This is a genomic window from Alicyclobacillus hesperidum (genome assembly GCF_900107035.1).
Taxonomy (GTDB): Bacteria; Bacillota; Bacilli; order Alicyclobacillales; family Alicyclobacillaceae; genus Alicyclobacillus; species Alicyclobacillus hesperidum.
In genome coordinates this window covers 1-23,001 of the sequence record NZ_FNOJ01000005.1, presented here as the reverse complement: position 1 = coordinate 23,001, position 23,001 = coordinate 1, and the positions used below count along the sequence as shown (strand labels likewise).

Sequence of the window (23,001 nt, the reverse complement as noted above, 5' to 3'; positions counted from 1 at the left end):
TTTTACTACGTAGAAGTTTAGCTTGAAATGGGAGAATTGTCGAAAACGCAAGAATCACAACTACTTTTGTCAACGGGCAGGAATTGACCGTTTGAAGCGTGAATTTCTTGGCCAGATCGCTGATATGGAGGGAGAATGACAGTGCCGGTAGAGACGAGATACGAACAAGGTGTCTTGGTCATTGGACTCAAAGGTGAGTTGGACCACCATGCTGTGGAACAAATTCGGGATAGAATCGAACAGCAGTTGGAGGAACATGGGTATCGGGGCTTAGTGATGTCGTTTCGCAACATCGACTTTATGGACAGTTCGGGGTTAGGGCTGATTCTTGGCAGGTATCGCACTGTCATGGAACACGGTGGTAAGATGGCTCTTTGTGAAGTGAGTGCGCCGTTGCGAAGATTGTTTGAGATGTCAGGCCTGTTAAAAATACTGCCCGTGTATGAATCTGAGGAAGCTGCGATGGCAGCCATTCTGGGAGCGTGATATATATGGATCACATCGCTGAGGATGTCCGCCTTGACAATTACCTGCGTCTGCAGTTCCCAAGTAGGTCGGAAAACGAATCACTGGCCCGGGTTGCCGTTGCGTCTTTTGTTGCAGCATTGGATCCAACGATGGAAGAGCTGACAGAATTAAAGACGGCTGTTTCGGAGGCGGTCACAAATGCCATTATTCATGGCTATCAGGAGGGTGACGGAGAAGTCACCGTCGAGTGTGCGTTATTTGAACACACGGTGCGCGTCGTCATCGAGGACCATGGTGTAGGTATCCCTGATATTGAAATGGCCAAACAACCCATGTATACATCGCGTCCCGAATTGGAGCGATCTGGGATGGGCATGACCATCATGGAGACATTTGTCGACTCGCTGGAAATTGTCTCTGAAGTGGGGGAAGGAACTCGCGTCACGCTCGTTAAAACGTTTCGAACCGCCCCTGACGTCATGTAAGGGGGCAGTTTCGCGATGGACTATGCGAAAGAGTCGTCTTTGAAACATCAGAAGCTCTCCGATGACGAGGTACGCAAGCTGCTTGAGTTGAGTCACGATGGTGATACAGAGGCACGCGATAAGTTGATCGTACATAATCAAAGGCTTGTGTGGGCGGTAGTGCAACGCTTTTTGGGCCGCGGGTACGAGGCGGATGATCTTTTTCAAATCGGTTGCATTGGCCTGATGAAGGCGGTCGATAAGTTCGACTTGTCTTACGACGTGAAGTTTTCCACGTATGCCGTCCCCATGATCATCGGCGAAATCCAACGATTTTTGCGCGATGACAGCACGGTAAAGGTGAGTCGTAGCCTTAAGGAGACGGCAAAACAAATACGACACGTGCGCGATCGGCTATCCAAAGAACTTGGCCGGCAGCCGCACATTACCGAGGTCGCAGAAGCTATGGGCATGGAGCCTTCGGAGATCGTCTTTGCGCAGGAGGCTTTGCGGGCACCCGCATCGATTCATGAAACGGTGTACGAAAATGACGGCGATCCGATTTATCTGATGGATCAAATTGCCGACGAAGAGACGGATGGGAAGTTTGATAAAGTCGAACTTCATGAAATTATCGGGCGTTTGCCCGAACGAGAGCGTTTCATTGTGTACATGCGCTTCTTTCGCGACAAGACGCAAAGCGACGTCGCCCGCGTCTTGGGAATTTCGCAAGTTCAAGTGTCGCGGCTTGAGAAACGCATTTTACAGCACATCAAGAAGGAACTGGAGTGACGGGTTGGAAATTCTTTAAGTGGATAATTGCAAAGCCGCCATTGGCGGCTTTTTTCATTTTGCACTGGGCATCCTATCGTCGATCAAACGAACGCTTGTGGGAGGGATGTGCGTGTCGCTGGTCACAAAAGAGGATCGCCTTCGTTATCAAGAATTGGTCAAACGCGAGCGGCCTGCTCGCCGAATTGTACGAAACACGGTACGGGCGTTTATCGTGGGTGGTCTGATTTGCGAACTTGGACAGGTCATCCAAACGCTGTTTATCCGCTACGGACACTTCAAACCTACAGAAGCTGGAAACCCTACCGTCGCAGTGCTCATCTTCCTCGCGGCCTGCTTCACCGCTTTTGGCGTGTACGATCGATTTGCGCAGTGGGCCGGAGCGGGGTCCGCTGTGCCTGTCACAGGATTCTCCAACACGATGACTTCGGCCGCCATGGAACATAGGAGCGAGGGGCTTGTTGCAGGTATCGGTGGCAACATGTTTAAGGTGTCCGGCCCGGTGATTGTCTATGGGGTCGTGAGTGCCTTCTTTATCGCGCTCATTCGTTATATCATCGAGCACCTGTAAGGAGGATGAGGACATGGCGCGTCTGGGGCGATCCACGTGGGATTTGCAACAAAACCCTGTATACGTCTCTGGCGTTGGTACGGTTGCCGGTCAGGTCGAAGCGCAAGGACCGCTGGGACAAGATTTTGATATTCGTCTTGACAACGACCGCATCGACGATGACACGTGGGAGCATTCAGAACAGCGAATGTTTTCGCAAGCGGTACAGACTGCCATGGAGAAAGCACATGTGACGAGCGAAGATGTTGACGTTTTAGTCGGGGGCGACCTCAACGCTCAGTTGACGGGATTCTACTTTGGTACGCGCGCCTTTCTGCGGCCTGCCTTAGGAGTGTATAGCGCCTGTGCTTCGATTTGTGAGTCGTTGGCGCTTGGTGCCTTGATTGTTCACACTGGTCACGCACAGCGGGTGATTGTCGGGACGTCCAGCCACACCAGCACGGCAGAGCGTCAATTTCGCTACCCGACAGAGTACGGCGCACAAAAGCCACCGACAGCGCAACGGACCGTGACAGGGGCTGGAGCCGCAGTTCTTTCTCGAGCATCGAGCACCATTCAACTGACTCACGCGACGATTGGCAGTGTTGTCGACTACGGTATTAAGTCGCCCTGGGAAATGGGTGCCGCCATGGCACCAGCCGCTTGCGATACCCTTTTGCAACATCTGCGCGATACAGGGCGTACGTTTGCCGATTACGATCTGGTCGTCACGGGAGACCTTGGCCACATCGGTTTGCGGCTGTTGCGTAAGCTCTTGCTAGAACGTGGTATAAACCCTGAGCCAGAGCGCTTAAACGACTGTGGGGCGTTGATTTACGATGCGAAGCAGCCTGAAGTTTTTTCCGGTGGAAGCGGCGGAGCCTGCTGTACCATCGTCACGTTTGGGCATCTCTTTAAACGACTTCTCGACGGTACCTACAAACGGATTCTGGTCAGTGCTACGGGTGCCTTGCTATCGACGGTCAGCGCCCAGCAAAGCGACACCATTCCTGGCATTTCCCACGCGATCGCGTTCGAACGAAAGGATGTGTAAGCCATGCCAACTTGGTCGACGTTTCTTTGGGCGTTTCTCGTCGGAGGTGCCATCTGTGCCGTCGGGCAAATTCTGATGGATTCGACGCGAATGACGCCTGGACATGTGATGTCCATATTGGTCGTGGCTGGGGCAGTGGCCGACGGGTTAGGACTTTACGATCCGCTCATTAAATTTGCGGGTGCGGGTGCGACAGTTCCCATCACCAGTTTTGGCAATGCGCTTGTCCACGGGGCGTTGCTCGAAGCGCGGACACATGGCTGGATTGGCGTTATTACTGGCATTTTTGAAGTGACCAGCGCAGGCATCTCTGCGGCAATCGTCTTCGCCTTTTTGGCGGCCATGTTTGCTAAACCCAAAGGGTGAGTGCTATGTCACATGCAAATAGCGGCAGAGGGGGATGCAGGAGGCGAGTCATTGTCGTCACCGATGGCGATCACATGGCCTTACGTGCGCTCAAAATGGCGGCGCGGCGTACGGGCTGCCAAGTGATTGCGGAGAGTGCCGGCAATCCGACGCCAGCGACAGGCATCCAACTAGTCGACTGGATTCGCCAGTCTGCAGGCGATCCTGTGATTGTCATGCTCGACGATAACGGCAACAAGCACGAGTCAGGCGGAGAGTCGGCGTTAAGCGTGCTCTTACACCACCCTGACATCGAGGTCATTGGAGCGCTCGCCGTCGCTTCCAAGACTACAGATGTCGAAGGTGCGGCGGTCGATTTTAGCATCGACCGTTTTGGCAACCGGGTGGAACGGGCAGTCGATAAGGATGGCTTTGAATTAAACTCATACATCGTCGAAGGGGACACGGTCGATATTTTGCGGCGACTTGACGCCCCCGTGGTCATTGGCATCGGAGACATCGGCAAAATGCAAGGGCGCGATGCTCCGCAACGTGGCTCTCCTGTCACCACCTCCGCAATCGAATGGGTGTTGATGTTGGCGCACAATCATCGGCAAGAGCGCCCACAAGAATGACCTCGCCAGCGCATATCGTGCAGAAGAGAGGTGGAGGTGAGAGCCGTCATGCTCAGCATGTTGATGTTCCTTCCCCGGCTATTCCGCTATTTCGGCATGTTTCAGACGTTTGTGGGGATCGTTCGCCCTGTTTGGCCGTTTCTTTCACGGTTCTGGTCACGTCAGCCAGCGACAGCGACAGCCTGACGTCGTTCCGTTATACTAATTGCAGACTGATTGCGATTGGGGATGACGTGCGATTTCAGAACTATTTTCTGGACCTGGTTCGGTGCACGATTGGATAGAAGTCATCGAAGACGGACGCGTGCGCCAAATGCGATTTGGAAAGCGGGGCGGGTGGCAGGGAGCGGTCGATCTCGCCCGGCCCGACCGGCCGGTTTTCCCTTATCAACGTGCGTTTCGGGGACTTGTTCAAACACGACCTCAGTTATCTTCGTTTTTATCAATAGGTGTGGGTGCAGGTACAAGTCTGTACCATGTTCGTAAGGCACATCCAAACTGTCAGCTCCACGGCGTCGAGATCGACGAAACGGTCCTTGGGCTCGCTATCGAGTACTTTCAAGCGCCAACACACAAGGAGGCCGACTACTGGGTGGGTGACGGCTTCGCGTTTGTTCGCTCGGAGATGGCCGAAATATACGATCTCATTTTCGTCGATGCCTACCTCAAGACGCGCATATACCAGCCAGCCCTGGCCACTGAGGTGTGGGATTGGTTGCGTGCCGTTTTGCAACCGTCAGGGATCATCGTCTACAACATCATCGCATCCCATTATCGGGCTGGACAGTTGCGAGCGTTTGTCAGAGCAGGTGCCGAACGTTTCGCATCTATCGTCGATCTACCTGTGGGCGTGCCGTGGACGAGCCAAAATCGCCTGCTCATTGCCAGTGACAAACTCAATCTTGCCGGCGAATTAAAAGAGGCTCTCCTGTGCACGGATGCCGCTTTCGTAGAGCGTAGCCTATGGCGTGCTCGTCTGCGTGACTTGCGCGGGGCTGTGCTATAATTCGTCTATCGATCGCGGCGGGAGGTTTCGCTTTGTTCGCTCAATGGTCGTCGCCAACCTGGATTTTGCGCGTTTTACTGGTACTTGCGAGTCTCGTTCTTCATGAATTTGCCCACGCTTTGGCAGCTGATCTTCAAGGAGATAAGACGGCTCGCCACGAGGGACGGTTGACCTTGAATCCACTCGTTCACCTTGAGTGGACAGGTGTCATCGCCATGCTCATCGCGCCAATTGGCTGGGCGCGCCCTGTACCCATCCAACCTGCACACTTTCGCCATCGGCGTCTTGGCGTGATCGTCACGGCGGCCGCCGGTCCATGTTCCAACCTTGTGATCGCGGCGGCGAGTTATGGCGTGTTGCGGGCGATGCAACCGTACACATACGGAATTTTGGGCACGGTACTTGGCATGCTCTTTGAGATCAATATTGCGCTGTTCGTGCTGAACATGATTCCCATCCCGCCGCTTGATGGCTCGCGCATTTTATACGAACTGTTGCCGTATCGGCAAGCGGCTGTGTACAGTCGGATTGAACCTTACGGGCCGTGGATTCTGCTGTTCGTTTTCCTTGTGCCGCCATTGAACGCCGCTTTTTCCGATCTCGTGTATCTGCTCATGTCTTGGTTTTACGGGACGTGAAGGGGTGTGTGCCATGTCTTACGAAGTTCGCCTGGCTCAGTTTGAAGGCCCACTGGATTTGTTACTACACCTGATCCGCAAGCACGAGGTCGACATTTATGATATTCCGATGGCATCCATTACGGATCAATATATGGAGTATCTACACGAGATGGAAACTTGGTCTCTGGAAATCGCCAGTGAGTTTTTGGTGATGGCTGCAACGCTTTTATCTATCAAATCGCGGATGCTTCTGCCGCGCACGCGTACCAACGATGAAGAAGAAGTCGAGGATCCGCGCGCTCCTCTCGTCGAGCAATTATTGGAGTATGAGCGCTGCAAATGGGCAGCTGCTCAATTGTCGACGATGGCTGCCAATCGTGCCGAGGTTTATTCCCGGCAGCCGATGGATTTGCATCCGTTTCGCACGCGTGAAGTACCTCCTTTATCCGGCGTTACACTTTGGGATTTGGTGGACGCCTTTCGCAAGTTGTACTTGCGTTTACCGCCTAGCGAGCGGGTCGCCGAAATTCGGGGCCATGTTGAGCGCGTCGAACACGTTATGGAAGAAATCGTGGAAAGAATGCGCCGCTACCGGATGACGGAGTTTGCCGTGTTATTTCAGGGAGCACGCACGCGCCCAGCGCTCGTGACGGCGTTTCTTGCCGTCCTTGAACTAATTAAAGATGGCCGCTTGGCGTGCCGCCAAACAGAACCTTTTGGTCCACTTGAGCTGATTTGGGTAGGGGATTGATATGCACTTGTTGTCCGCATTAGAAGCCGTCTTGTTTGCAGTCGGAAGCGACGGTTTAGAGACGAGGGACATCGCCTCCATTCTCGGTGTTTCCCTGGGCGAGGCGGAGAGTCTATGCCTACAGTTGCGGGCACAACTGGACGAGCGCGCGGCCGGGATCGCCGTGCAACAAGTGGCCGATACGTGGCAATTGGTCACTCGCCCTGAATACGCAGATTATCTTAAGCGGATGGCGCAAACGCCGATGCAAAGCACATTGTCGACCGCGGCGCTCGAGGTGCTCGCAGTCGTGGCCTACAAGCAACCCATCACACGCGCGGAAATCGACGAAATTCGCGGCGTGCAGTCGGATCGCGCCTTGGCTACATTGGTTCACCGCCAACTTGTCGCAGAGGTCGGTCGTCAGGATGCCCCAGGTAGGCCCATTCTCTATGGCACAACAAGCGAATTTCTACGCCAATTCGGTCTTCGTTCGCTCGACGAACTGCCCCCCTTGCCAGAAGATTTAGGGCGCGAAGGCGTCTCACTGTTCCAACTGCCGTCCGATATCGCTCGCGACTGACAGGTTAAGTATAGGAGTGCTGGAAGGTACGCATAATGTCATCGACACGAAAGAGGTGGCGTGCGTACCATGTGGCTGCTCCTCATTGTATTGGCACTGCTTGTACTCGTCTTTTTGTTCCTTTGCCTTCCTGTTGAAATTTCGCTTGCCTATGAGCGCGTGCATGCGGACGACAGCGCGTCTATTGAAGTTCGAACACTGCTTGGTCTGGTTCGCGTGCGGCGCGAGTTGACGAAACTGGAAGCGACGCAGACCGAGGGAGGACCGGCCGTCGTTGTGCATGGCAAAGCAGGGCACGATGGCCCAACCGACGAGGGAGGCATTTCGACGGCGGATGTTCCCCGGCGCTGGGATCAAATTCGCGAGTTCGTCGCGTTTATTAAGCGTGCTCTGCACATCGCCAAAAACACGTCCCCGCACATTCACATCTACAATCTACGTGTCGAAGCCCACATAGGGGTCAACGACTCGGTGCAAACGGGCATGCTTGTAGGCACCATGTATGCAGCGATCAGCACGTTGCTTGGTTGGCTCAGTCACCAGTGCAAGTTTGTCGATCGCCCGTATATTCAAGTACGTCCCGCCTTTCATCAGACTCTGTTTCATCTGCGAACGCAAAGCATATTGCGGATACGAATGGGGTACGTTATCAGCGCAGGAATCCGACTGCTTGTAGCCTGGAAAAGGAGGGCTTTTTGACGTGGAGCACCCAATCCAAGGATTGATGCAAACGGCGATGGCCAACATCAGAGAAATGGTGGATGTCAATACTATAATTGGTGATCCTGTTGAAACCCCTGATGGGACTGTCATTTTACCCGTCTCAAAAGTGGGGTTTGGCTTTGCGGCTGGCGGTAGCGAGTTTGAAGGCGGCGACGGGGGATCTGGCCAGGGAGGTGAACACCCGTTTGGCGGAGGTTCTGGCGGCGGTGTTTCGATCACGCCAATCGGCTTCCTCATTGTACACGGAAACAATGTGAGGTTACTTTCAACCGACAATCAAAACCAGTTGTATGACCGGTTAATCGATATGGCTCCTAGCGTAATCGAACGCATTCAACAGTTGTTTGCCGGCGGCGGTGGACAGGCAAACAAGCAGCACGGCCAACCTCCTGTGATGTGATATCGAGTTCCGGCTTTGGCTCTGCGCGAGTGTTATCTGGGCCAAAGTCGGCATACCCTGTACGGACAAGGTGTTGTCCGACGGGGGTGTTTCCTGCGTGATCGACTTTATTTGGCTCACTTTGTTTCTCTCAGGCATCGTCACAGCTATGTTTACAGGCCAGATGTCGCACGTCGCAAACGCCATATTAAAAGGGGCGGAGAGCGGCGTGCAGTTGTCGATTGGACTGATTAGCGCAATTGCGCTGTGGCTGGGTCTCATGAAGATTGCGGAGCAGGCCGGTGCGGTGGGGTGGTTATCCGCTCGCTTGCGACCTGTGGCGCGTTTTTTGTTTCCGTCCGTGCCGCCGGACCATCCGGCTATGGGTGCAATTCTCGCAAACATGAGTGCCAACTTGCTTGGTATTGGCAATGCGGCCACACCGCTCGGTCTACAGGCGATGCGCGAGTTGCAGACACTCAATCCCGACAAAGAGACTGCCAGTGACGCCATGTGTACGCTGTTGGCAGTCAATACGGCGAGTATCACGCTGATTCCAACGACCGTGATCGCCATGCGCATGCAATATCATTCGGCGCATCCGACTGCGGTCGTCGGTACCACACTCATCGCATCGGCCATCGGAACGGTCGCCGCGATCGCGCTGGATCGCATGTACCGTGCAGTTGATCGGCGACGGCGGGGGAGAGCGTGATGCAGCAGGCGATTTCGGCAATTAGCGAATGGATGTTGCCACTGCTTGTTGGCGTCATTTTGCTTCATGGCATCGTGAAACGCGTGCCCATTTATAGCGCGTTCGTCGACGGTGCGAAAGGTGGTTTTGGCACGGCAGTTCGTTTGATCCCGCATTTGATCGCGATGGTTGTGGCGGTCAGCGTGTTTCGGGCATCAGGTGCCATGGACTTGCTCGTCAAATGTTTGCATCCCGTACTCAATTGGTTGCACATTCCTGCTGAGGTTGCCCCTATGGGCATTCTCCGTCCTATCAGCGGCCAAGGTAGTCTAGCCATGATGATCGACATTTTTCAGAAGCATGGTCCAGACTCGTGGCTTGGCATGCTAGCATCGACGATGCAAGCTTCTTCGGATACAACGTTATATATTTTAACTGTTTATTTTGGCAGCGTGGGCATCAGCCGCTTTCGGTATGCGCTGAAAGTAGGTTTACTCAGCGACTTCATCAGTGTCCTTGCATCCGTGTTCGCCGTATCGCTCTTTTCTGGTATGATACACTTCTGATACATCGCGGGATGTTTTGAAGACATCTACATAGGGCGGCAGACGGGAGTATAAGCATGGAACGACTGCAAAAGGTTTTGGCACATGCTGGCGTCGCATCTCGACGCAAGTGTGAGTCTTTGATTGCAGATGGTCGGGTAAGCGTCGATGGAAAAGCAGTGACCGAGCTTGGTTATAAAGTCGACCCCGCTCGTCAAGTGATCGCCGTCGACGGCAAGCCGATTCGCCTCGAAGCAAAGGTTACTATTCTGCTGAATAAGCCGACGGCTTACGTGTCGACGGTGTCCGACCCGGAAGGGCGACGGACGGTTATGTCTCTTTTGCCGAAAATCGAAGAGAGGCTCTATCCCATTGGCCGGCTCGATTATGATACGAGCGGGCTCTTGCTGTTCACGAACGATGGCGCATTGACGGAACGCTTGTTGCACCCTTCTCATCATGTCGAGAAGGTTTATCGGGTCACGGTGCAAGGCCGAGTGAACAAAGAGGCCCGTCAATTGTTGCAGCAAGGTGTTGAACTTGACGACGGGTTAACCGCACCTGCAGTCGTCGAGGTGTTGCGGCAAGGGGAAGAGTCCGTTGTTCACTTGACGATTCACGAAGGGCGTAATCGGCAGGTTCGCCGCATGTTCGAGGCGCTCGGCTTACCGGTGAAGCGGCTCAAGCGAATCGCGTTTGGCCCTATCGCACTCGGCCACTTAAAGACGGGTGAGTGGCGCATGCTTGAGCCTGATGAATGGAAGGCGTTATATCGGAGTGTCGATTTGACGGCGCCGCCATACACAAAGCCGACATTTCTTGATTCACCACGCCCGAAGCGCGATTCTCGACGCGGTGTTACGCAGGCGCGCAAGGAGAAATCTGCAACAGGAGCGCGGAGGAAGGGCAACACGACTGGCTTTCGGTGAAATTCGCTACGTATTTTCCTTCGCCTAGGCCACATGCTAAGGGCGGAGGAGGTGTTGCCAAGTGAAACGTGTTGTACGTATGGTAGCAGTTGGTTTGGTTGCACTGTCCGTCGCCGGTTGTGGTACAGGCAAAAACGCAGCGCAAACAGGTACTGATGTTTTGAATGCCACGCGTCAAGCCGGCAACGCGGTGACAAACGCCACAGGCCGAGCCGGACAGATAGCGGACAAGGGCGCGCGCGATCTCGCGAATGGCGCGGCGACGGCAACTCGTCGAGCAGGACAAGCTGCCGCCGACATTGGCAATCGCGTCCCGGGCGTCCCGGCCAATCCCCAGCATGCAAATGCTGTGCACATGCAGATTGCCCAAAAGATCTCCGATGATCTTGTGCGGGCCGGCTATGCTAAACGGGCCGTGACGTTTGTCGCTGGCGACACGGCTTATGTTGCACTGCAACAAGCCCACCCTGCAACGACCAATCAGGGACTGAAGGACAAACAGGCCATCAGTCATCGCGTACGTCGCATGAATCCGCAAATTCGCACAGTGTATGTAAGCGCTAATCCAGACGTTTATACGCGTTTCCAAAGTTTTTCGAAAGACCTAGCTGCAGGTCGACCGGTAGATGCAGTCTGGAACAACTTTCGGACCTCTGTTAGCCGGATGTTTCCGACTCAATCCTAAACAGTCGATCCGTCGGTTGCAGGGCTTTGAGCGCTCTGCGATCGGCGGATCGTTGTTGACGAGATCTTCTGGCCTTATAATGGACAGAAAGACAGGGACGGAGGTCGCAAGATGCCACAACCACGTATTCTGGTCGTTGACGACGAAGAGCGCATAAGGCGATTGGTTCGAATGTATTTGGAACGTAGCGGATTCTCTGTTGCGGAGGCGGAAGATGGCATTGAGGCTGTGGACAAGGCGCTGTCCGAGCCCTACTCGCTGATCATTTTGGATCTGATGTTGCCAGGAATGGACGGGCGCGATGTGTGTACGCAAATTCGACAACATAGCAACGTGCCCATCATTATGTTGACGGCTGCGGGCGATGAATCCAATCGAATACACGGATTCGAACTTGGCGCGGATGACTATGTTGTCAAACCGTTTAGCCCTCGTGAATTGGTGATGCGCATCAAGGCATTGCTGAAACGAACGGGAGAAGTCGATTACGCTCGTAATGATTTAAACCAGACGCTTACGTTTCCCGGGTTGTCCATCCAGATTGATGCCCGCCGCGTGGAAGTGGATGGAAATGAGGTGGGTTTGACCCCAAAAGAGTTTGACCTCTTGGTCTACATGGCACAGCGTCCCGACAAAGTGTTCAGCCGCGAAGAGTTGTTGCGCGATGTTTGGAACTATCAGTTCTACGGAGATCAGCGCACGGTCGACACGCATATCAAACGACTCCGAGAAAAACTTGGACAAGTGTCGCATAGCGTCAGCCAATACATCGTCACGGTTTGGGGCGTCGGTTACAAGTTCGAGGTGGCCTCGTGATTCGCAACAGTGTGGTCGCGAAGCTGTGGCTGACCATCGTAGGTATGGTATTCGTCATTCAGGCCCTGTTGTCCGTGCTTTTGCAACAGGTCTTTAACAAATACATTGTCCAGCGGGAAGTTGAAACCTTGACTCAACTCGCCACGTCAATCCAGTCCGTGTTGACATCTAATTCCGATCGTGGTGTCAAGGAACGGGTTGCGAGCGATCTCGCACGAAATGTGGAGCGAGCGGAGATTAAGTATGGAATTCCTTATACAAAAACCCCCACATTGCTTCAAGCATACCGCAGTTTGACACCGTCGCAAAAATCCCAATTTAACGCTGGCGAGCCGGTAGCTGTGCATCGCGTGGGGAACAAATCCGATGAGTTGGCTGTCTATGTCAAGCTCGCGGATGCGGGGGCGCCGCCCGGTATGCTGGTAGTCACGCAGCAGATGAGCGTTCTTGATGAACCTGCGCACGAGATGCGCAACTTAGTTATTTTTGATACGGTTTTGGGTGTTATCCTCGCGACAGGCTTCGCTTTTGTCATTTCGAACAACCTATCACGGCCGTTGTTGCAAATGAATCGTGCGGCGGAGCAAATGGCCCGTGGACACTACCGGCAGCGAGTCAAAGTCGTAACCAATGACGAAGTCGGCAGGTTGGGCCACACCTTTAATGCACTGGCCGAGGAGTTGTCCGCAACGATTGAACAACTTTCGATGGAGAGAGAAGGGCTACAGCGCATCTTGTCTTCACTCGAGGATGGTGTTGTTGCAACGGACATGCAAGGCCGTGTGGTCCTTGCCAATCCTCCGGCAAGGAGAAGGTTGCGCATGCTATCGGTTGCCGAGCAAGGCGTGGTCAATGAACAACTATTGCCGGATCGATTGATGAAGCTGTTTGCTCGGGTTACCCAAGAACAGGAACCGGTCTTCCGCGAAGATACGTGGGAAGGTCGCACGATGGCCATCACGATGCTTCCTTTGTACGAGGCCGATGCTACGACGATGCGGGGAACGTTATGCGTATTGCGAGATGTGACGGAAGAGCGCAGGCTAGACCGCTTGCGCAAGGATTTTATTGCAAACGTGTCACATGAGTTACGTACTCCTCTGAGTATGATGCAAGGGTATACAGAAGCACTTCTGGATGATATCTCGGACGATCCGGCCATGCGTCACGAGCTCACCGAGATCATTCACGATGAAACGCTCCGCATGAAACGCTTGGTCAACGACTTGCTCAACTTGGCACAGTTAGAAAGTGGACAATTCCAAATGAATATTCATCATATCGATTTGGTGCAACTGATCCGGCGCACAGCACGGAAATTTCAGGCGCTCGCCTCTGACTATGGATTGGCGTTCAAGCTGTCTACGCAGGACGAACCGGTATGGATTGAGGCGGATGAAGACAGGCTTGAACAAGTCTTTACAAACCTGTTGGACAATGCTTTTCGCCATACAGCGGAAGGCACGATTTCCTTTGCGTCGGATATTCGCAACGGCTACGCATACATTCGGGTGTCCGATACGGGAGCAGGCATTCCTGAAGAAGATTTACCGTATATCTTCGAGCGGTTTTATAAGGCGGACAAAGCGAGAACGCGTTCTCGATCTGGCACAGGTCTCGGCTTAGCGATTGCGAGACAAATTGTGCTGGAACACCACGGCGACATATTGGTTGAAAGCCGGTTCGGCGAGGGCACAACGTTCACAGTTGTTTTACCCATCAGCACCGATTCAGAGCAACGTCAATCCGACGAGTGGGAGTGAATCAACGTTGGCCTGGGTATATTATTATCGATTGGTTGATACTCGTTTTCAAGCGGACTGCCTTGCAGCCCGCTTGGAAGAGGGAGTATGGTGGATGCCAAAGCGTCCGCCCAGGTTCATCGGTGTCTTCCAAACGCAGCGTGGACGCTATGGCGTCAAGGTTCTTTGGGACTGATGCGCCCCTTGCGACGGGGTGGAACAAGTACCTGAAAAATCGGATGAGACGGCGATAGTACCCGCACCGTTTTGTCACGGTTTGCGGTTCTCTTTGTCGGAGTTCATCAGGCATTTCCGTTGTGCTAATAATTCGATAACGACGCGTAAAAATGATGCCTCTGCTTCGGATAGTGTAGCCATTCGCTGGGCTGCTTCAAGGTAGGGCATGGCCGATTCATTCAAAATAAAGTTTTGCATGGAGAGCGGCAGTTCATCCGGCGAGTTGCGCATGTTCGGCGCTCTGTACGCCGTATGGGGATCACATAGAACATGCAACGGTACGCCCAATGCCGCGGCCAATCGCTGGGCATAGTCCAACGACGGGTGACGCTTGTCGCGTTCAATCGACGAGATGTGCGGTGTCGAAATTCCCGAGCGCATAGACAATTCCTGTTGTGACCACGATCTGCTCTGTCGAATGGCTCGAACACGGCTCCCAAAAGAATCCTTCATGTAAATCCTCCTAACAATTAGTGAATCATGCTCACGGTGTAAATATATAGGCTGAGCGTGCATATGTAAATACAATACTGGAAATAATCTATAAAATTTTGTATAGGTGTGCGATGAAATGGTTTTTTACTGTAACGGTAATATCCTGGATACCTTAAAACGCATCGATATGTCACGGTTTTACAGTTCCCAATTAGTGGCCATTACAGGTGCAGGCATCAGTGTGGAAAGTGGTTTACCTGTTGGAACCGGCGCCGTTATGGGTGTTTCGCTTGACGACTTTTTTCGACGGGATATTTGGCTGGATGATCCTCACTCAGCTTTTGATGCTTATCGTCACATGGTGTCGACATGGCGGAGCGCTTCTCCCAATGCCGCACATTTGGCATTGGCACGTGCGGGCGTGCGCATTGTCACCCAAAATGTCGATGGCCTTCATCGTGATGCTGGTAGCCAAAGCGTAATTGAATTACATGGGAATTTGCGGGAATTGCGATGTGATGCATGTAGCTCGCTTTTCACCGCCAAGTTGGCCTTTCGGGAAGCGGTTCCCCGATGCCCAACGTGTGCGGGAAGGCTATTCCCTGGAGTTGTGTTTGAGGGTGAACAGGTACGCCACATCGCGAGAGCGACGGAATGGGTCACAGCTGCGCGCTGTGTGCTCGTTGTGGGCACAGAAATGAATATGGATCCCGTTCGCAGGTTACGAGAAGTGGGGGTGCGAGCTGGTGCGGACATCATTTGGGTGTTGGATGACGCGGAGGCATGGGTTTGCGCATTGGTAGATGCGTGTCGTTAAAGTTCGTACAAAATCGCGAATTTTCTACAGGAACTAGGGCCCGTCCTATTTCTTTCTCGACTTTTGTCATGTATAATGAGAACAGACTTTCCCATATCCTTATGCGCAGATCGCCCCCTAATCAGGTTGGTTTACCACAGGGGGCGTTTTGCATGGGAACATATTCGAGATGGCCGGTGCGCCGTCTGCGAGAAAAAGTAGAGGGATGGACGGTTGACAGAGCGGATAGCGCATCATGCGCTTGTATTCGACAATAGCCGTAAAGCAAAATCGGTCCGGCAATTATATGACGTCCTACGCGCTCGCGCACAGCAAGAGGATCTACTAGACGTTGCGGTGTTCGGTGAGGTAATCGGACGGGATGGCGTGCGCGTAAGGGAGCCAGATCGCTACAAAGTGTTAAACCTTCGTCTGCAAGATGAGCACATGAGCCCTTATTTCCGTACGTCCATGAATTTATTTCAAATGCTGATGCTAGATGAAAGCATAGAGATGTCTATCTTTCGTGCCGAGCGGGCCTGGCTCTTTGAATTTCATGGTGTCGCTACTGGACCGGTGCCGTTTGGACAGAACGGGTTTGATTTACGCTAGGCACCGGTTTGCAGTTGTGCTAGCTGTTGCGAAGGTGTACTGTCCTACGCCGTGTGGCGCCGACATTTCGTAAAATTTTTGCAGACATTTCGGCGAGAACGAGAAGCAATACGGCCAAGATCATGTCGGCCCACAAGGTGGAGGCCAGCGCAAACGTGTCGTAGGTTCCGTGAGCAAGCGCTGGCAGCAAATATGCGAAAGCTTTGTTCTTGCCGTCAAACTTAGTTTTAGCGAATCGATATCCCATGATGATGGCAAACATGAAGTGAGCTGGCACGGCTGTGACCGAGCGTACGATGGCCGTCAAAAAGCCAGAACTTGTCACATATAAGATGTTCTCGACGGTTGCAAAACCAAGTCCGATAGCAGCCGCATAGACGATACAATCGACACGGCCTTGGATAAGACTGCTGTGAAGGACTGTGCGGTCAAAAATCGAGGCTTTAAGAAATTCCTCAATCATCCCTGCAATAAAAAAGGCCGTAATAATCCGTCCCTCGAGACCTCCTTGTTGAAAGCCTGGGCTATCCATTGTCATTCGCTCGATGAGCCCTGCTGGAAAGACGATGGCGGCCCCGAGGAGGAACAGCCGTATGATTTGCCGCTTGGGTTCGGGGTGGAGTTGATCGCGCGTGTAAATAAAGATCAACAAAAATAAGCCCGGAATGACGGCGAGTGCAACATACAACATTGGGCCCACTCCTTGTCGGAAATTGTGCCCGTAGTTTGGCGAATGGAGGCGGCAAATATGTTTGAAGGAGACATCCGGGAATTAGACCCGCAGGTAGGTGAGCCCGTCACCTATCGCTTATCGTTATCGTCGGGAACGATAGAACTTGCCAGTTGGTTTAACAAGACGGTGCGAGTGAACTTTACAGGCGTCCGGCGATGCATTGTTTGTGGGCGGAAGGTAAACAAGCTTTTTCAAAACGGATATTGTTTCCCGTGCGTTCGCTCATTGGCTGAATGTGACCTTTGCATTGTCAAACCCCATGACTGTCACTTTCACCTCGGTACATGCAGAGACGAGACGTTTGCAGAAGAACATTGCATGGTTCCGCACTATGTATATCTCGCTTGGAGTAGTGGTTATAAGGTTGGTCTTACCAGAAAGGGAAGACAGTTTAAACGATGGATGGATCAAGGTGCCACACTGGCGTTGCCGATAGCGGAAGTTCCAACTAGAAAGTTAGCTGGGGAACTGGAAATGGAAATTGCGAAGCACTTGCCGGACAAAACGGATTGGCGAAAAATGCTTAAAGAAGAGCAACGGCCGGAACAGTCGCTTGCGGAACTTCGTCAAGAAGTCGTGGCACGATTGACACCAGAGTTTTCACAGTACGTGCTTTCGGATGTTACAACATACGCGTTTCGTTATCCGCGGCCGGAAGGGTTTAATGTCAATATAAAGTCTGTTCAATTGGACAAGCAACCGATTTGGGAGGGGACGTTAAGGGGCGCTAAGGGCCAATACTTGTTGTTTGACGAGGGGGTGTGGAATGTAAAGAAGTTCGCTGGTTATGAAGTGTCAATTACATGTCTGTAGACATTGGTAGTGTAGGAGCTATCCGTAAAACCATTTCATGAACTCATGCTATGTGGACACACTATCCCATGCGAGGGGGATATCACATGACATGGGTGTATGAAGCTCGCCTATACGACTCGAAGTCGGTGGCGTCATACGTCGCAATGTGCATACGGGACGATCATCTACAAAGTGGCAATACGGATCTTCGCGTCCAGGTCTACAAAACACGACGGGGCAACTATGGTGTGCGCTATCGGAGAAATATATCGGTCTAAAGCCCGTTTTTGGAAACCCATCTCACGCCCGTTTCTCCCCAAGAATACAATGTACAACGCATCGTCGTGGGCGTATGCGGCTTTTGTTGTTCTTAGGGGTGACGCACATGATGAAAAAGTCGCAGGTGTCGGCTGGGAAGCGGCATTCCGGAGCTGCGATTCCCAATTTCGTGAAATTGGTTGAGCGTTATAAAAAGTCTGTCCTCGGCATTGAGGTTGTTCAGACTCCGTACCGCGATCGAACGCTGTTTTTCCCCTGGGATCGCCCTGTGCCAAGAGTCGGTCGCTCCGCCCTGAACATTGGAACAGGTTTTGTATTCCACCCCAAAGGGTACATTTTGACCAATGAACACGTGATCGCCGAGGCAGATCGCATTATGCTACGTGCTTTTGGGCGCAAGGAACTCATCGATGCCGAAGTTGTCGGGCGCGATCGCCGGCATGATATCGCCATTTTACGGGCTGACATGCCTGTCCCTTCACCCATCCTAAGACTTGGCCACAGTCGAGACATTCACGTGGGAGAATGGGTGTTGGCCATTGGTTCGCCGCTCGGCCTCGATCATACGGTGACGGTAGGCATCGTTAGTGCGAAAAACCGTCCGCTACAAATTGGCGATCGCGACTACCCAAATCTCATCCAAACAGACGCGGCCATCAATCGAGGCAATAGTGGTGGACCACTCATCAACCTTCGTGGCGAAGTGATTGGCATGAACACAGCGGTGTCACAAAGTTCACAGGGCATCGGTTTTGCCATCAGCGCGGATGTGCTTAGAAAACGAGTGAGCGAAATTTTGCATGAGCCACTCTGATATTCATTGCCTCACGATTGTGGTACAGTATCGATGTCCGTCTGCCACGACTAGGTTGCGAGGCGGAGATAAATCTGTACCTTGGAGGCAGTTATGGTCAACGATATTCCTCAGTACAATGCGGATGAACTGAAGCGGTTGCTACAGGCTGGCGATGTACAGGTGATCGACGTGCGGACACCAGAAGAATACGCAGAGGGCCACATTCCCAACGTGCCGCTGCGACCGATGCAGGAAGTAGCAGATTGGATGTCAGAGCTCGATCCGCAAAAGTCGTATGTGTTTGTCTGCCGTAGCGGCAATCGATCGCAGCGTGTTGCGGAATTTTTACGTGCCAACGGTTTCGAACATGTGGCCAATTACAGCGGCGGCATGTTGGTGTGGGATGGCGAGCTTGAATAACGGCGGAGAAAAAATAATTGGCGTGGGTTTTGCTCGTACCACGTCTTCAGAATTTCGTCCGTCGTCCATTCATTTTCGGAGTCGAGGCGACGCCGTAGATCTGCGGTGATGTCGCGAATTCGGATGTTTAGTTCATCCACCTTCACACCGTCGACGAGCTGATCCCAAGCGTAGCGCATGCAAGTGCGACGCAGGAGGTTGTGGCGAGCGCTCTCGCTATATATTTGAAAATCCCCGCTCTCCATCAGGATGATCACTCCGGACGGTGTGAAGATGTAATCCCCTGCTTCCTCAATACTTGCCTCAAAGATACGCCTGATCTTGGCCATGTCAAGTTCCCTCCTGGTTCGTTTCTTCACTGTACGAGATCAGACCAGGCGCTGCAACCTTGCAGGTTGTCGGTGTCTAGGCATTCATCGGGTTCGTAAAGCTTCTTGGCCGCATACAATGGGCTGAGGAGGGGCGAGCGGTGACATATCATGATGCCTTGGCACAACTTGGAATTCTTCATGCGCACCCTGGCGGTGAACAATTGACTACGTGGTGGATGGATCGCGTTTCGTTGCGAGAACACGCTCGTGTCTTGGATGTTGGCTGTGGTAACGGTGCAACTGCATGTTTACTTGCGCAACGTTGGGATGCAAATGTCACCGTGCTCGATGTGCGTCGCAAGATGATCGATCACGCTCTTCGTTTGGCTTCCGAGCGCAATCTACGTTTGCGTGGAGTGGTGGGTTCGGCCGAGGCGATGCCGTTCCAGCGCGAATCGTTCGATGCGATTGTCAGTGAATCTGTATTGGTCTTTACGAAGTCCCACCGTGCGCTTCGAGAATATCGACGCGTGATGGAGGAAAGTGGTGTCGTGATTGCGGTTGAGATGATGACACTTGGCCCTGTGACGGACGCCTGGCGAAGAGAAGTCCGAAATCTGTATGGCGCTCAGTATGTGCCCGATCTGTCCGGGTGGAAACGACTTTTTCACGATGCCGGTTTTGAGGTCAAGGTGCTGCGCTCCGGCTCGGTGTCAAGTTTGCCCCTGCCGGTAAATCAGCAAGACTCAACTTTGGCTGATCCGAAGGCATTATTGGATCCTCAAATTAGAGCAGTTCTGCAGCGTAATGCCCAATGGATGGATGAGCATGGGAAAGAAATGGGTTACGGCGTGTTTGAACTACGTTGTAGACGAACATAAACCTTGTGCTCACTGGACATAGTACAATCGACATCGTTTTCGCGATCGCGATCGTATTTGCTCCAAACGTCCGATGATGCAAGCCTATGTTGAACCCGGTCTCGACGGATATCAGGGCGACGGATGTCAGTTGTGTAGGTTGCAGAGGACGGTTTGGGCCTTATGGGATTCAACAGAGCTGTCAAACGCCTGAACTTGAATTCCAAGGTTAGTCGGATACGGGGGAATCGCGAAGCGGTGTTTGATGCCGGCGGTTGGGTGACCGCCGGCCGTATTTATAACAGCCATTCATCAGGAATACGAAAGGGTGCAAACCCGAGATAATCGCTGCTTACAAGCCGGTAGTAAACGCCTTCTAAATGACCGTTATAGGCAAATTTGTGTGACGCCCCGTGCAAATGCCCATATAGACAAACCTTCACGTTATAGGACTGTAACAGTGACGAAAAAGTGCTTGACTCACCGGTGCTGTCGACGGGCGGGTAATGCATCAAGCATACGATAGGTAAGTTGGTGCGACTCGCCTCTTCTAATGACAGCGTTAAGCGGTGTTCTTCTCGATGCAAAAGCTTGGCGTCATCTTCTGTGAAGCTTGGGTGTGATGGCAGGAGCCAGCCTCTGGTACCTGCAAAACAGACTCCGCCAATGCGTATACAATCATTTTGTAGCGCGAATGTCTGCGCATCCATGCACTGACGAACTTTTTGAATCCCGCTCCACCAATAGTCATGGTTTCCACGAATCAATATTTTGGTGCCAGGGAGCTGTTGGATCCAATGTAGGTCGCTCCGGGCTTCGTCCAGTGTCATGGCCCACGATATATCGCCAGGAATACATACGATGTCCGAATCAGTAACGCGTTCTTCCCATGCAAAGCGAATGCGAGCAACGTGATCCTTCCACAGGGCACCGAAGATGTCCATCGGCTTATTGACCGAGCTTCCCAAGTGTAAATCGCCGATTGCGTATATTGCCATATACGACGCCCCCTTAAATGCCCATGATACCACGACTTCTGAAAGAATAAATCGATTGCGGATTTTTTCTTGAATCAGTTCGAATTGGTCTAAACATTATCGACTGCTCGCGCCACATTTGCCAGGATGATTGTCGAGGTGAGTGGCGAGATGTGGACTGATGAACAATTTAGCATTATTTCCCCGCGTGAAGGATCAACATGTGTAGTGGCCGCACCTGGTAGCGGCAAAACTTCGGTTCTAACCGAACATATTGCACAGGTTGTCAAGGCTCGTCGGGTTGCGCCAGCCTCTGTGTTGGCGATGACTTTCACCAGGCAAGCCGCTGAACATATGCGCATGAAACTTCGTACTCATCCCTTGCTCAACGAAAAGGAGGTCGAGTCTATACAGATTGGCACATTTCATGGATCGATGTTTCGCTTCATGATGGAGCTGCGTTCTGATATTCCGGTGCTACTCAGCCGTGAAGAACAATTCGCATGTATGCGAGAGGCCATTGAGAAAGTCATCGGTCAGTCAAAGGCTGTAGGTTTCTACGAAACCGCATCTTGGCTGACGCGTTACACAAAATATGTCGGCACAGGCCGAACGATGGGGGAGCGGCACGAGCATAAGATTTATCAGGCCTACAATCGCATCAAGCGTTGTGCCAATCGGTGGGATCATGACGATATTCTTGCTGAAAGTTTGGCCGTTCTTCGATCCGGAACGAAGCCTGAGCGGTGGACCAAAATCCGGTATATTCTTGTCGATGAATTCCAGGATACGAATCAGCCGCAGTGGGAAATTGTCCGCCTGTTACACGAATCCTACCATACGCCTATCTTTGTTGTCGGCGATGACGATCAATCCATTTATGGGTTCCGCGGAGCCTCACCATTATTTTTGCAACACGCGTCCGAACAACTGTTTCATATCGAGCAGTTTCTACTCACCAAAAACTTTCGGTCGTGTATCTCTATCGTACATGCAGCTGAACGACTGATTCAGCACGTGTCATCTCGCATTGATAAGCCATTACGGTCCGTGTCGAGCCGCGAGGGATACGTTCGTGCTGTGGAAATAGATCATGAGGGGGCTGAAATCAACTGCATCAAAGATATCCTGAAAAGCTGTCTGGAAATCCCCTGTTCGATAGCGATTTTAGCGCGAACCCGTCGGCAGGTCGCTCGCGTCTGGGGGGCGCTACAACGTGAACTAGGAGTCACATGGGGTTCGTTGCAAAGAAGAGTGGAATTTCGAACGTTCCACGATAGCAAGGGAAAGGAATGGGATATTGTCATTTTGCTAGACACCGTCGTTGAGCGTGTTGATCCAAATGTCATCAATGATGAGGAACGCCGTCTATTCTACGTGGCGATGACTCGTGCCAGATCGGTATTGCTATGCCTTGTGCCGCGGACCATTGACGGTGTCAAAACCCTGCCGAGTCCCTTTCTGTTTGAATCTCAAGTCTTATTTGGGACGTGGTCACAAGGGGAAGTGCAACAAATTCAACAGTGTTTGACGGTAGAGGCGTAACACATATTGAGAAAAGATGCGTGTTGCAGGTTGCTATTTGGACCTATTTCCCAGTAGACAACCAGCATCCTGCGTAGTATAGTAGTCGATGCCGCTGCGGACGGCGCAGTTTGTGACGCCCGGTGGCCAGTCGGTTACGATGCTGAGCTCGCGAGTGCGTGAGCGGTGCAAAACTTACCGGTTGACGATGAAGTGTGAGATGTGATATATTGATTGGGCTGCCTCGAACGGCAGCGTCGCTCCTTGAAAACTAAACACACACCACGCCAGTTCATCTGTCTCGCGTATGCGGGATAGTGAGATTTCATTGAGAGTTTGATCCTGGCTCAGGACGAACGCTGGCGGCGTGCCTAATACATGCAAGTCGTGCGGACATCTTCGGATGTCAGCGGCGGACGGGTGAGTAACACGTGGGCAATCTGCCTTTCAGACCGGAATAACACTC

Annotated in this window: 31 protein-coding genes and 1 rRNA gene; 28 read left to right on the top strand and 4 right to left on the bottom strand. The window is 52.5% G+C overall.

Translation table 11 applies throughout. The features are described from left to right. Positions 1 to 135 precede the first annotated feature (135 nt). The 19 genes from spoIIAA to BLU70_RS05010 all read left to right on the top strand — a co-directional run bounded on the left by spoIIAA (position 136) and on the right by BLU70_RS05010 (position 13,781). Entirely contained in the window at positions 136 to 486 is a 351-nt protein-coding gene (gene spoIIAA, locus BLU70_RS05100) for an anti-sigma F factor antagonist (protein ID WP_006446242.1), read from the top strand. 5 nt (positions 487 to 491) lie between these two features. After that, a complete protein-coding gene (spoIIAB, locus tag BLU70_RS05095; protein WP_040288974.1) occupies positions 492 to 953 on the top strand; it encodes an anti-sigma F factor in 462 nt (153 codons plus the stop codon). A 15-nt stretch (positions 954 to 968) separates the two neighbouring features. After that, positions 969 to 1,724 (top strand): RNA polymerase sporulation sigma factor SigF, encoded by a 756-nt coding sequence (gene sigF, locus BLU70_RS05090; RefSeq protein WP_006446244.1) that lies wholly within the window; start codon positions 969 to 971, stop codon positions 1,722 to 1,724. A 106-nt stretch (positions 1,725 to 1,830) separates the two neighbouring features. Next, the gene (gene spoVAC, locus BLU70_RS05085) at positions 1,831 to 2,295 is read left to right on the top strand and encodes a stage V sporulation protein AC (RefSeq protein WP_052012235.1); all 465 of its coding nucleotides are present in this window, start codon (positions 1,831 to 1,833) and stop codon (positions 2,293 to 2,295) included. Positions 2,296 to 2,308: 13 nt separating this feature from the next. Next, entirely contained in the window at positions 2,309 to 3,328 is a 1,020-nt protein-coding gene (gene spoVAD, locus BLU70_RS05080) for a stage V sporulation protein AD (RefSeq protein ID WP_006446246.1), read from the top strand. 3 nt (positions 3,329 to 3,331) lie between these two features. Next, complete coding sequence (gene spoVAE / locus BLU70_RS05075) at positions 3,332 to 3,694, top strand: stage V sporulation protein AE (RefSeq protein ID WP_006446247.1); 363 nt, start codon at positions 3,332 to 3,334, stop codon at positions 3,692 to 3,694. A gap of 5 nt (positions 3,695 to 3,699) precedes the next feature. Continuing rightward, positions 3,700 to 4,308 (top strand): stage V sporulation protein AE, encoded by a 609-nt coding sequence (locus BLU70_RS05070; protein WP_074692502.1) that lies wholly within the window; start codon positions 3,700 to 3,702, stop codon positions 4,306 to 4,308. A gap of 268 nt (positions 4,309 to 4,576) precedes the next feature. Next, entirely contained in the window at positions 4,577 to 5,314 is a 738-nt protein-coding gene (locus BLU70_RS05065; protein ID WP_237716402.1) for a spermidine synthase, read from the top strand. Between the two features lie 32 nt (positions 5,315 to 5,346). After that, positions 5,347 to 5,952 (top strand): site-2 protease family protein, encoded by a 606-nt coding sequence (locus BLU70_RS05060; protein WP_006446251.1) that lies wholly within the window; start codon positions 5,347 to 5,349, stop codon positions 5,950 to 5,952. Positions 5,953 to 5,965: 13 nt separating this feature from the next. Next, positions 5,966 to 6,685 (top strand): segregation and condensation protein A, encoded by a 720-nt coding sequence (locus BLU70_RS05055; protein WP_006446252.1) that lies wholly within the window; start codon positions 5,966 to 5,968, stop codon positions 6,683 to 6,685. 1 nt (position 6,686) lies between these two features. After that, complete coding sequence (gene scpB / locus BLU70_RS05050; protein WP_040288976.1) at positions 6,687 to 7,247, top strand: SMC-Scp complex subunit ScpB; 561 nt, start codon at positions 6,687 to 6,689, stop codon at positions 7,245 to 7,247. Positions 7,248 to 7,316: 69 nt separating this feature from the next. Continuing rightward, positions 7,317 to 7,946, top strand: coding sequence for a DUF2953 domain-containing protein (locus BLU70_RS05045; protein ID WP_006446254.1), 630 nt, complete (start codon positions 7,317 to 7,319; stop codon positions 7,944 to 7,946). A 1-nt stretch (position 7,947) separates the two neighbouring features. After that, on the top strand, positions 7,948 to 8,370 hold the full coding sequence (ytfJ, locus tag BLU70_RS05040) for a GerW family sporulation protein (RefSeq protein ID WP_052012230.1): 423 nt from the start codon (positions 7,948 to 7,950) through the stop codon (positions 8,368 to 8,370). 97 nt (positions 8,371 to 8,467) lie between these two features. Then, positions 8,468 to 9,064, top strand: coding sequence for a nucleoside recognition domain-containing protein (locus BLU70_RS05035; RefSeq protein ID WP_006446256.1), 597 nt, complete (start codon positions 8,468 to 8,470; stop codon positions 9,062 to 9,064). Next, the gene (locus BLU70_RS05030) at positions 9,064 to 9,609 is read left to right on the top strand and encodes a spore maturation protein (protein ID WP_040288977.1); all 546 of its coding nucleotides are present in this window, start codon (positions 9,064 to 9,066) and stop codon (positions 9,607 to 9,609) included. Before BLU70_RS05035 ends, BLU70_RS05030 begins: the two co-directional genes overlap by 1 nt. Positions 9,610 to 9,665: 56 nt before the next feature. After that, positions 9,666 to 10,517 carry a pseudouridine synthase gene (locus BLU70_RS05025; protein WP_074692499.1) on the top strand — a complete coding sequence of 284 codons (852 nt, stop codon included), beginning with the start codon at positions 9,666 to 9,668 and terminating at the stop codon, positions 10,515 to 10,517. Between the two features lie 61 nt (positions 10,518 to 10,578). Then, complete coding sequence (locus tag BLU70_RS05020) at positions 10,579 to 11,202, top strand: YhcN/YlaJ family sporulation lipoprotein (protein ID WP_052012231.1); 624 nt, start codon at positions 10,579 to 10,581, stop codon at positions 11,200 to 11,202. A gap of 111 nt (positions 11,203 to 11,313) precedes the next feature. Beyond that, a complete protein-coding gene (locus tag BLU70_RS05015; RefSeq protein WP_040288978.1) occupies positions 11,314 to 12,018 on the top strand; it encodes a response regulator transcription factor in 705 nt (234 codons plus the stop codon). Further along, positions 12,015 to 13,781 carry an ATP-binding protein gene (locus BLU70_RS05010; protein ID WP_006446261.1) on the top strand — a complete coding sequence of 589 codons (1,767 nt, stop codon included), beginning with the start codon at positions 12,015 to 12,017 and terminating at the stop codon, positions 13,779 to 13,781. Before BLU70_RS05015 ends, BLU70_RS05010 begins: the two co-directional genes overlap by 4 nt. Positions 13,782 to 14,030: 249 nt before the next feature. Here the strand turns inward: BLU70_RS05010 and BLU70_RS05005 are convergent, their stop codons facing one another. Then, a complete protein-coding gene (locus BLU70_RS05005) occupies positions 14,031 to 14,450 on the bottom strand; it encodes a helix-turn-helix domain-containing protein (protein WP_040288979.1) in 420 nt (139 codons plus the stop codon). A 118-nt stretch (positions 14,451 to 14,568) separates the two neighbouring features. Between BLU70_RS05005 and BLU70_RS05000 the strand changes: the two genes are divergently transcribed. Then, entirely contained in the window at positions 14,569 to 15,249 is a 681-nt protein-coding gene (locus BLU70_RS05000; RefSeq protein ID WP_040288980.1) for an SIR2 family NAD-dependent protein deacylase, read from the top strand. Positions 15,250 to 15,462: 213 nt separating this feature from the next. Beyond that, entirely contained in the window at positions 15,463 to 15,840 is a 378-nt protein-coding gene (locus tag BLU70_RS04995) for a hypothetical protein (protein WP_040288981.1), read from the top strand. Positions 15,841 to 15,859: 19 nt separating this feature from the next. Here BLU70_RS04995 and BLU70_RS04990 read toward each other — a convergent pair whose 3' ends face one another. Further along, positions 15,860 to 16,531, bottom strand: coding sequence for a PrsW family glutamic-type intramembrane protease (locus tag BLU70_RS04990; protein WP_237716403.1), 672 nt, complete (start codon positions 16,529 to 16,531; stop codon positions 15,860 to 15,862). Between the two features lie 42 nt (positions 16,532 to 16,573). Here BLU70_RS04990 and BLU70_RS04985 point away from each other — a divergent pair, with 42 nt between their 5' ends. The 4 genes from BLU70_RS04985 to BLU70_RS04975 all read left to right on the top strand — a co-directional run bounded on the left by BLU70_RS04985 (position 16,574) and on the right by BLU70_RS04975 (position 18,863). After that, positions 16,574 to 17,386 (top strand): DUF2797 domain-containing protein, encoded by an 813-nt coding sequence (locus tag BLU70_RS04985; RefSeq protein ID WP_100218598.1) that lies wholly within the window; start codon positions 16,574 to 16,576, stop codon positions 17,384 to 17,386. An 86-nt stretch (positions 17,387 to 17,472) separates the two neighbouring features. Next, positions 17,473 to 17,646: a hypothetical protein gene (locus tag BLU70_RS14560; protein ID WP_176780842.1), complete on the top strand. Its 174-nt coding sequence runs from the start codon at positions 17,473 to 17,475 to the stop codon at positions 17,644 to 17,646. Positions 17,647 to 17,753: 107 nt separating this feature from the next. After that, positions 17,754 to 18,461: a S1C family serine protease gene (locus BLU70_RS04980; protein WP_232302221.1), complete on the top strand. Its 708-nt coding sequence runs from the start codon at positions 17,754 to 17,756 to the stop codon at positions 18,459 to 18,461. A 93-nt stretch (positions 18,462 to 18,554) separates the two neighbouring features. Further along, positions 18,555 to 18,863, top strand: coding sequence for a rhodanese-like domain-containing protein (locus BLU70_RS04975; protein WP_006446269.1), 309 nt, complete (start codon positions 18,555 to 18,557; stop codon positions 18,861 to 18,863). On the opposite strand, the gene BLU70_RS04970 is transcribed toward BLU70_RS04975, so the two are convergent. After that, positions 18,821 to 19,192, bottom strand: a complete 372-nt coding sequence (locus BLU70_RS04970; protein ID WP_006446270.1) for a hypothetical protein — start codon at positions 19,190 to 19,192, stop codon at positions 18,821 to 18,823. The genes BLU70_RS04975 and BLU70_RS04970 overlap by 43 nt on opposite strands. Before the next feature lie 140 nt (positions 19,193 to 19,332). On the opposite strand from BLU70_RS04970, the gene BLU70_RS04965 reads away from it, so the two are divergent. Beyond that, entirely contained in the window at positions 19,333 to 20,055 is a 723-nt protein-coding gene (locus tag BLU70_RS04965; RefSeq protein WP_006446271.1) for a class I SAM-dependent methyltransferase, read from the top strand. A 275-nt stretch (positions 20,056 to 20,330) separates the two neighbouring features. Here BLU70_RS04965 and BLU70_RS04960 read toward each other — a convergent pair whose 3' ends face one another. Beyond that, positions 20,331 to 21,032, bottom strand: coding sequence for a metallophosphoesterase (locus BLU70_RS04960; protein ID WP_040288983.1), 702 nt, complete (start codon positions 21,030 to 21,032; stop codon positions 20,331 to 20,333). Positions 21,033 to 21,182: 150 nt separating this feature from the next. On the opposite strand from BLU70_RS04960, the gene BLU70_RS04955 reads away from it, so the two are divergent. Together BLU70_RS04955 and BLU70_RS04950 are read left to right on the top strand one after the other, a co-directional pair. Next, entirely contained in the window at positions 21,183 to 22,556 is a 1,374-nt protein-coding gene (locus BLU70_RS04955; protein ID WP_083341169.1) for a UvrD-helicase domain-containing protein, read from the top strand. A 303-nt stretch (positions 22,557 to 22,859) separates the two neighbouring features. Next, positions 22,860 to 23,001, top strand: a 16S ribosomal RNA gene (locus BLU70_RS04950); the annotation flags it as partial.

Coding starts and splice junctions, on each gene's coding strand:
- spoIIAA (WP_006446242.1), top strand. CDS start 136: ATGACAGTGCCGGTAGAGACGAGATACGAACAAGGTGTCTTGGTCATT.
- spoIIAB (WP_040288974.1), top strand. CDS start 492: ATGGATCACATCGCTGAGGATGTCCGCCTTGACAATTACCTGCGTCTG.
- sigF (WP_006446244.1), top strand. CDS start 969: ATGGACTATGCGAAAGAGTCGTCTTTGAAACATCAGAAGCTCTCCGAT.
- spoVAC (WP_052012235.1), top strand. CDS start 1,831: ATGTGCGTGTCGCTGGTCACAAAAGAGGATCGCCTTCGTTATCAAGAA.
- spoVAD (WP_006446246.1), top strand. CDS start 2,309: ATGGCGCGTCTGGGGCGATCCACGTGGGATTTGCAACAAAACCCTGTA.
- spoVAE (WP_006446247.1), top strand. CDS start 3,332: ATGCCAACTTGGTCGACGTTTCTTTGGGCGTTTCTCGTCGGAGGTGCC.
- BLU70_RS05070 (WP_074692502.1), top strand. CDS start 3,700: ATGTCACATGCAAATAGCGGCAGAGGGGGATGCAGGAGGCGAGTCATT.
- BLU70_RS05055 (WP_006446252.1), top strand. CDS start 5,966: ATGTCTTACGAAGTTCGCCTGGCTCAGTTTGAAGGCCCACTGGATTTG.
- scpB (WP_040288976.1), top strand. CDS start 6,687: ATGCACTTGTTGTCCGCATTAGAAGCCGTCTTGTTTGCAGTCGGAAGC.
- BLU70_RS05045 (WP_006446254.1), top strand. CDS start 7,317: ATGTGGCTGCTCCTCATTGTATTGGCACTGCTTGTACTCGTCTTTTTG.
- BLU70_RS05030 (WP_040288977.1), top strand. CDS start 9,064: ATGCAGCAGGCGATTTCGGCAATTAGCGAATGGATGTTGCCACTGCTT.
- BLU70_RS05025 (WP_074692499.1), top strand. CDS start 9,666: ATGGAACGACTGCAAAAGGTTTTGGCACATGCTGGCGTCGCATCTCGA.
- BLU70_RS05015 (WP_040288978.1), top strand. CDS start 11,314: ATGCCACAACCACGTATTCTGGTCGTTGACGACGAAGAGCGCATAAGG.
- BLU70_RS05005 (WP_040288979.1), bottom strand. CDS start 14,450: ATGAAGGATTCTTTTGGGAGCCGTGTTCGAGCCATTCGACAGAGCAGA.
- BLU70_RS05000 (WP_040288980.1), top strand. CDS start 14,569: ATGGTTTTTTACTGTAACGGTAATATCCTGGATACCTTAAAACGCATC.
- BLU70_RS04990 (WP_237716403.1), bottom strand. CDS start 16,531: ATGTTGTATGTTGCACTCGCCGTCATTCCGGGCTTATTTTTGTTGATC.
- BLU70_RS04985 (WP_100218598.1), top strand. CDS start 16,574: ATGGAGGCGGCAAATATGTTTGAAGGAGACATCCGGGAATTAGACCCG.
- BLU70_RS14560 (WP_176780842.1), top strand. CDS start 17,473: ATGACATGGGTGTATGAAGCTCGCCTATACGACTCGAAGTCGGTGGCG.
- BLU70_RS04980 (WP_232302221.1), top strand. CDS start 17,754: ATGATGAAAAAGTCGCAGGTGTCGGCTGGGAAGCGGCATTCCGGAGCT.
- BLU70_RS04975 (WP_006446269.1), top strand. CDS start 18,555: ATGGTCAACGATATTCCTCAGTACAATGCGGATGAACTGAAGCGGTTG.
- BLU70_RS04970 (WP_006446270.1), bottom strand. CDS start 19,192: ATGGCCAAGATCAGGCGTATCTTTGAGGCAAGTATTGAGGAAGCAGGG.
- BLU70_RS04960 (WP_040288983.1), bottom strand. CDS start 21,032: ATGGCAATATACGCAATCGGCGATTTACACTTGGGAAGCTCGGTCAAT.
- BLU70_RS04955 (WP_083341169.1), top strand. CDS start 21,183: ATGTGGACTGATGAACAATTTAGCATTATTTCCCCGCGTGAAGGATCA.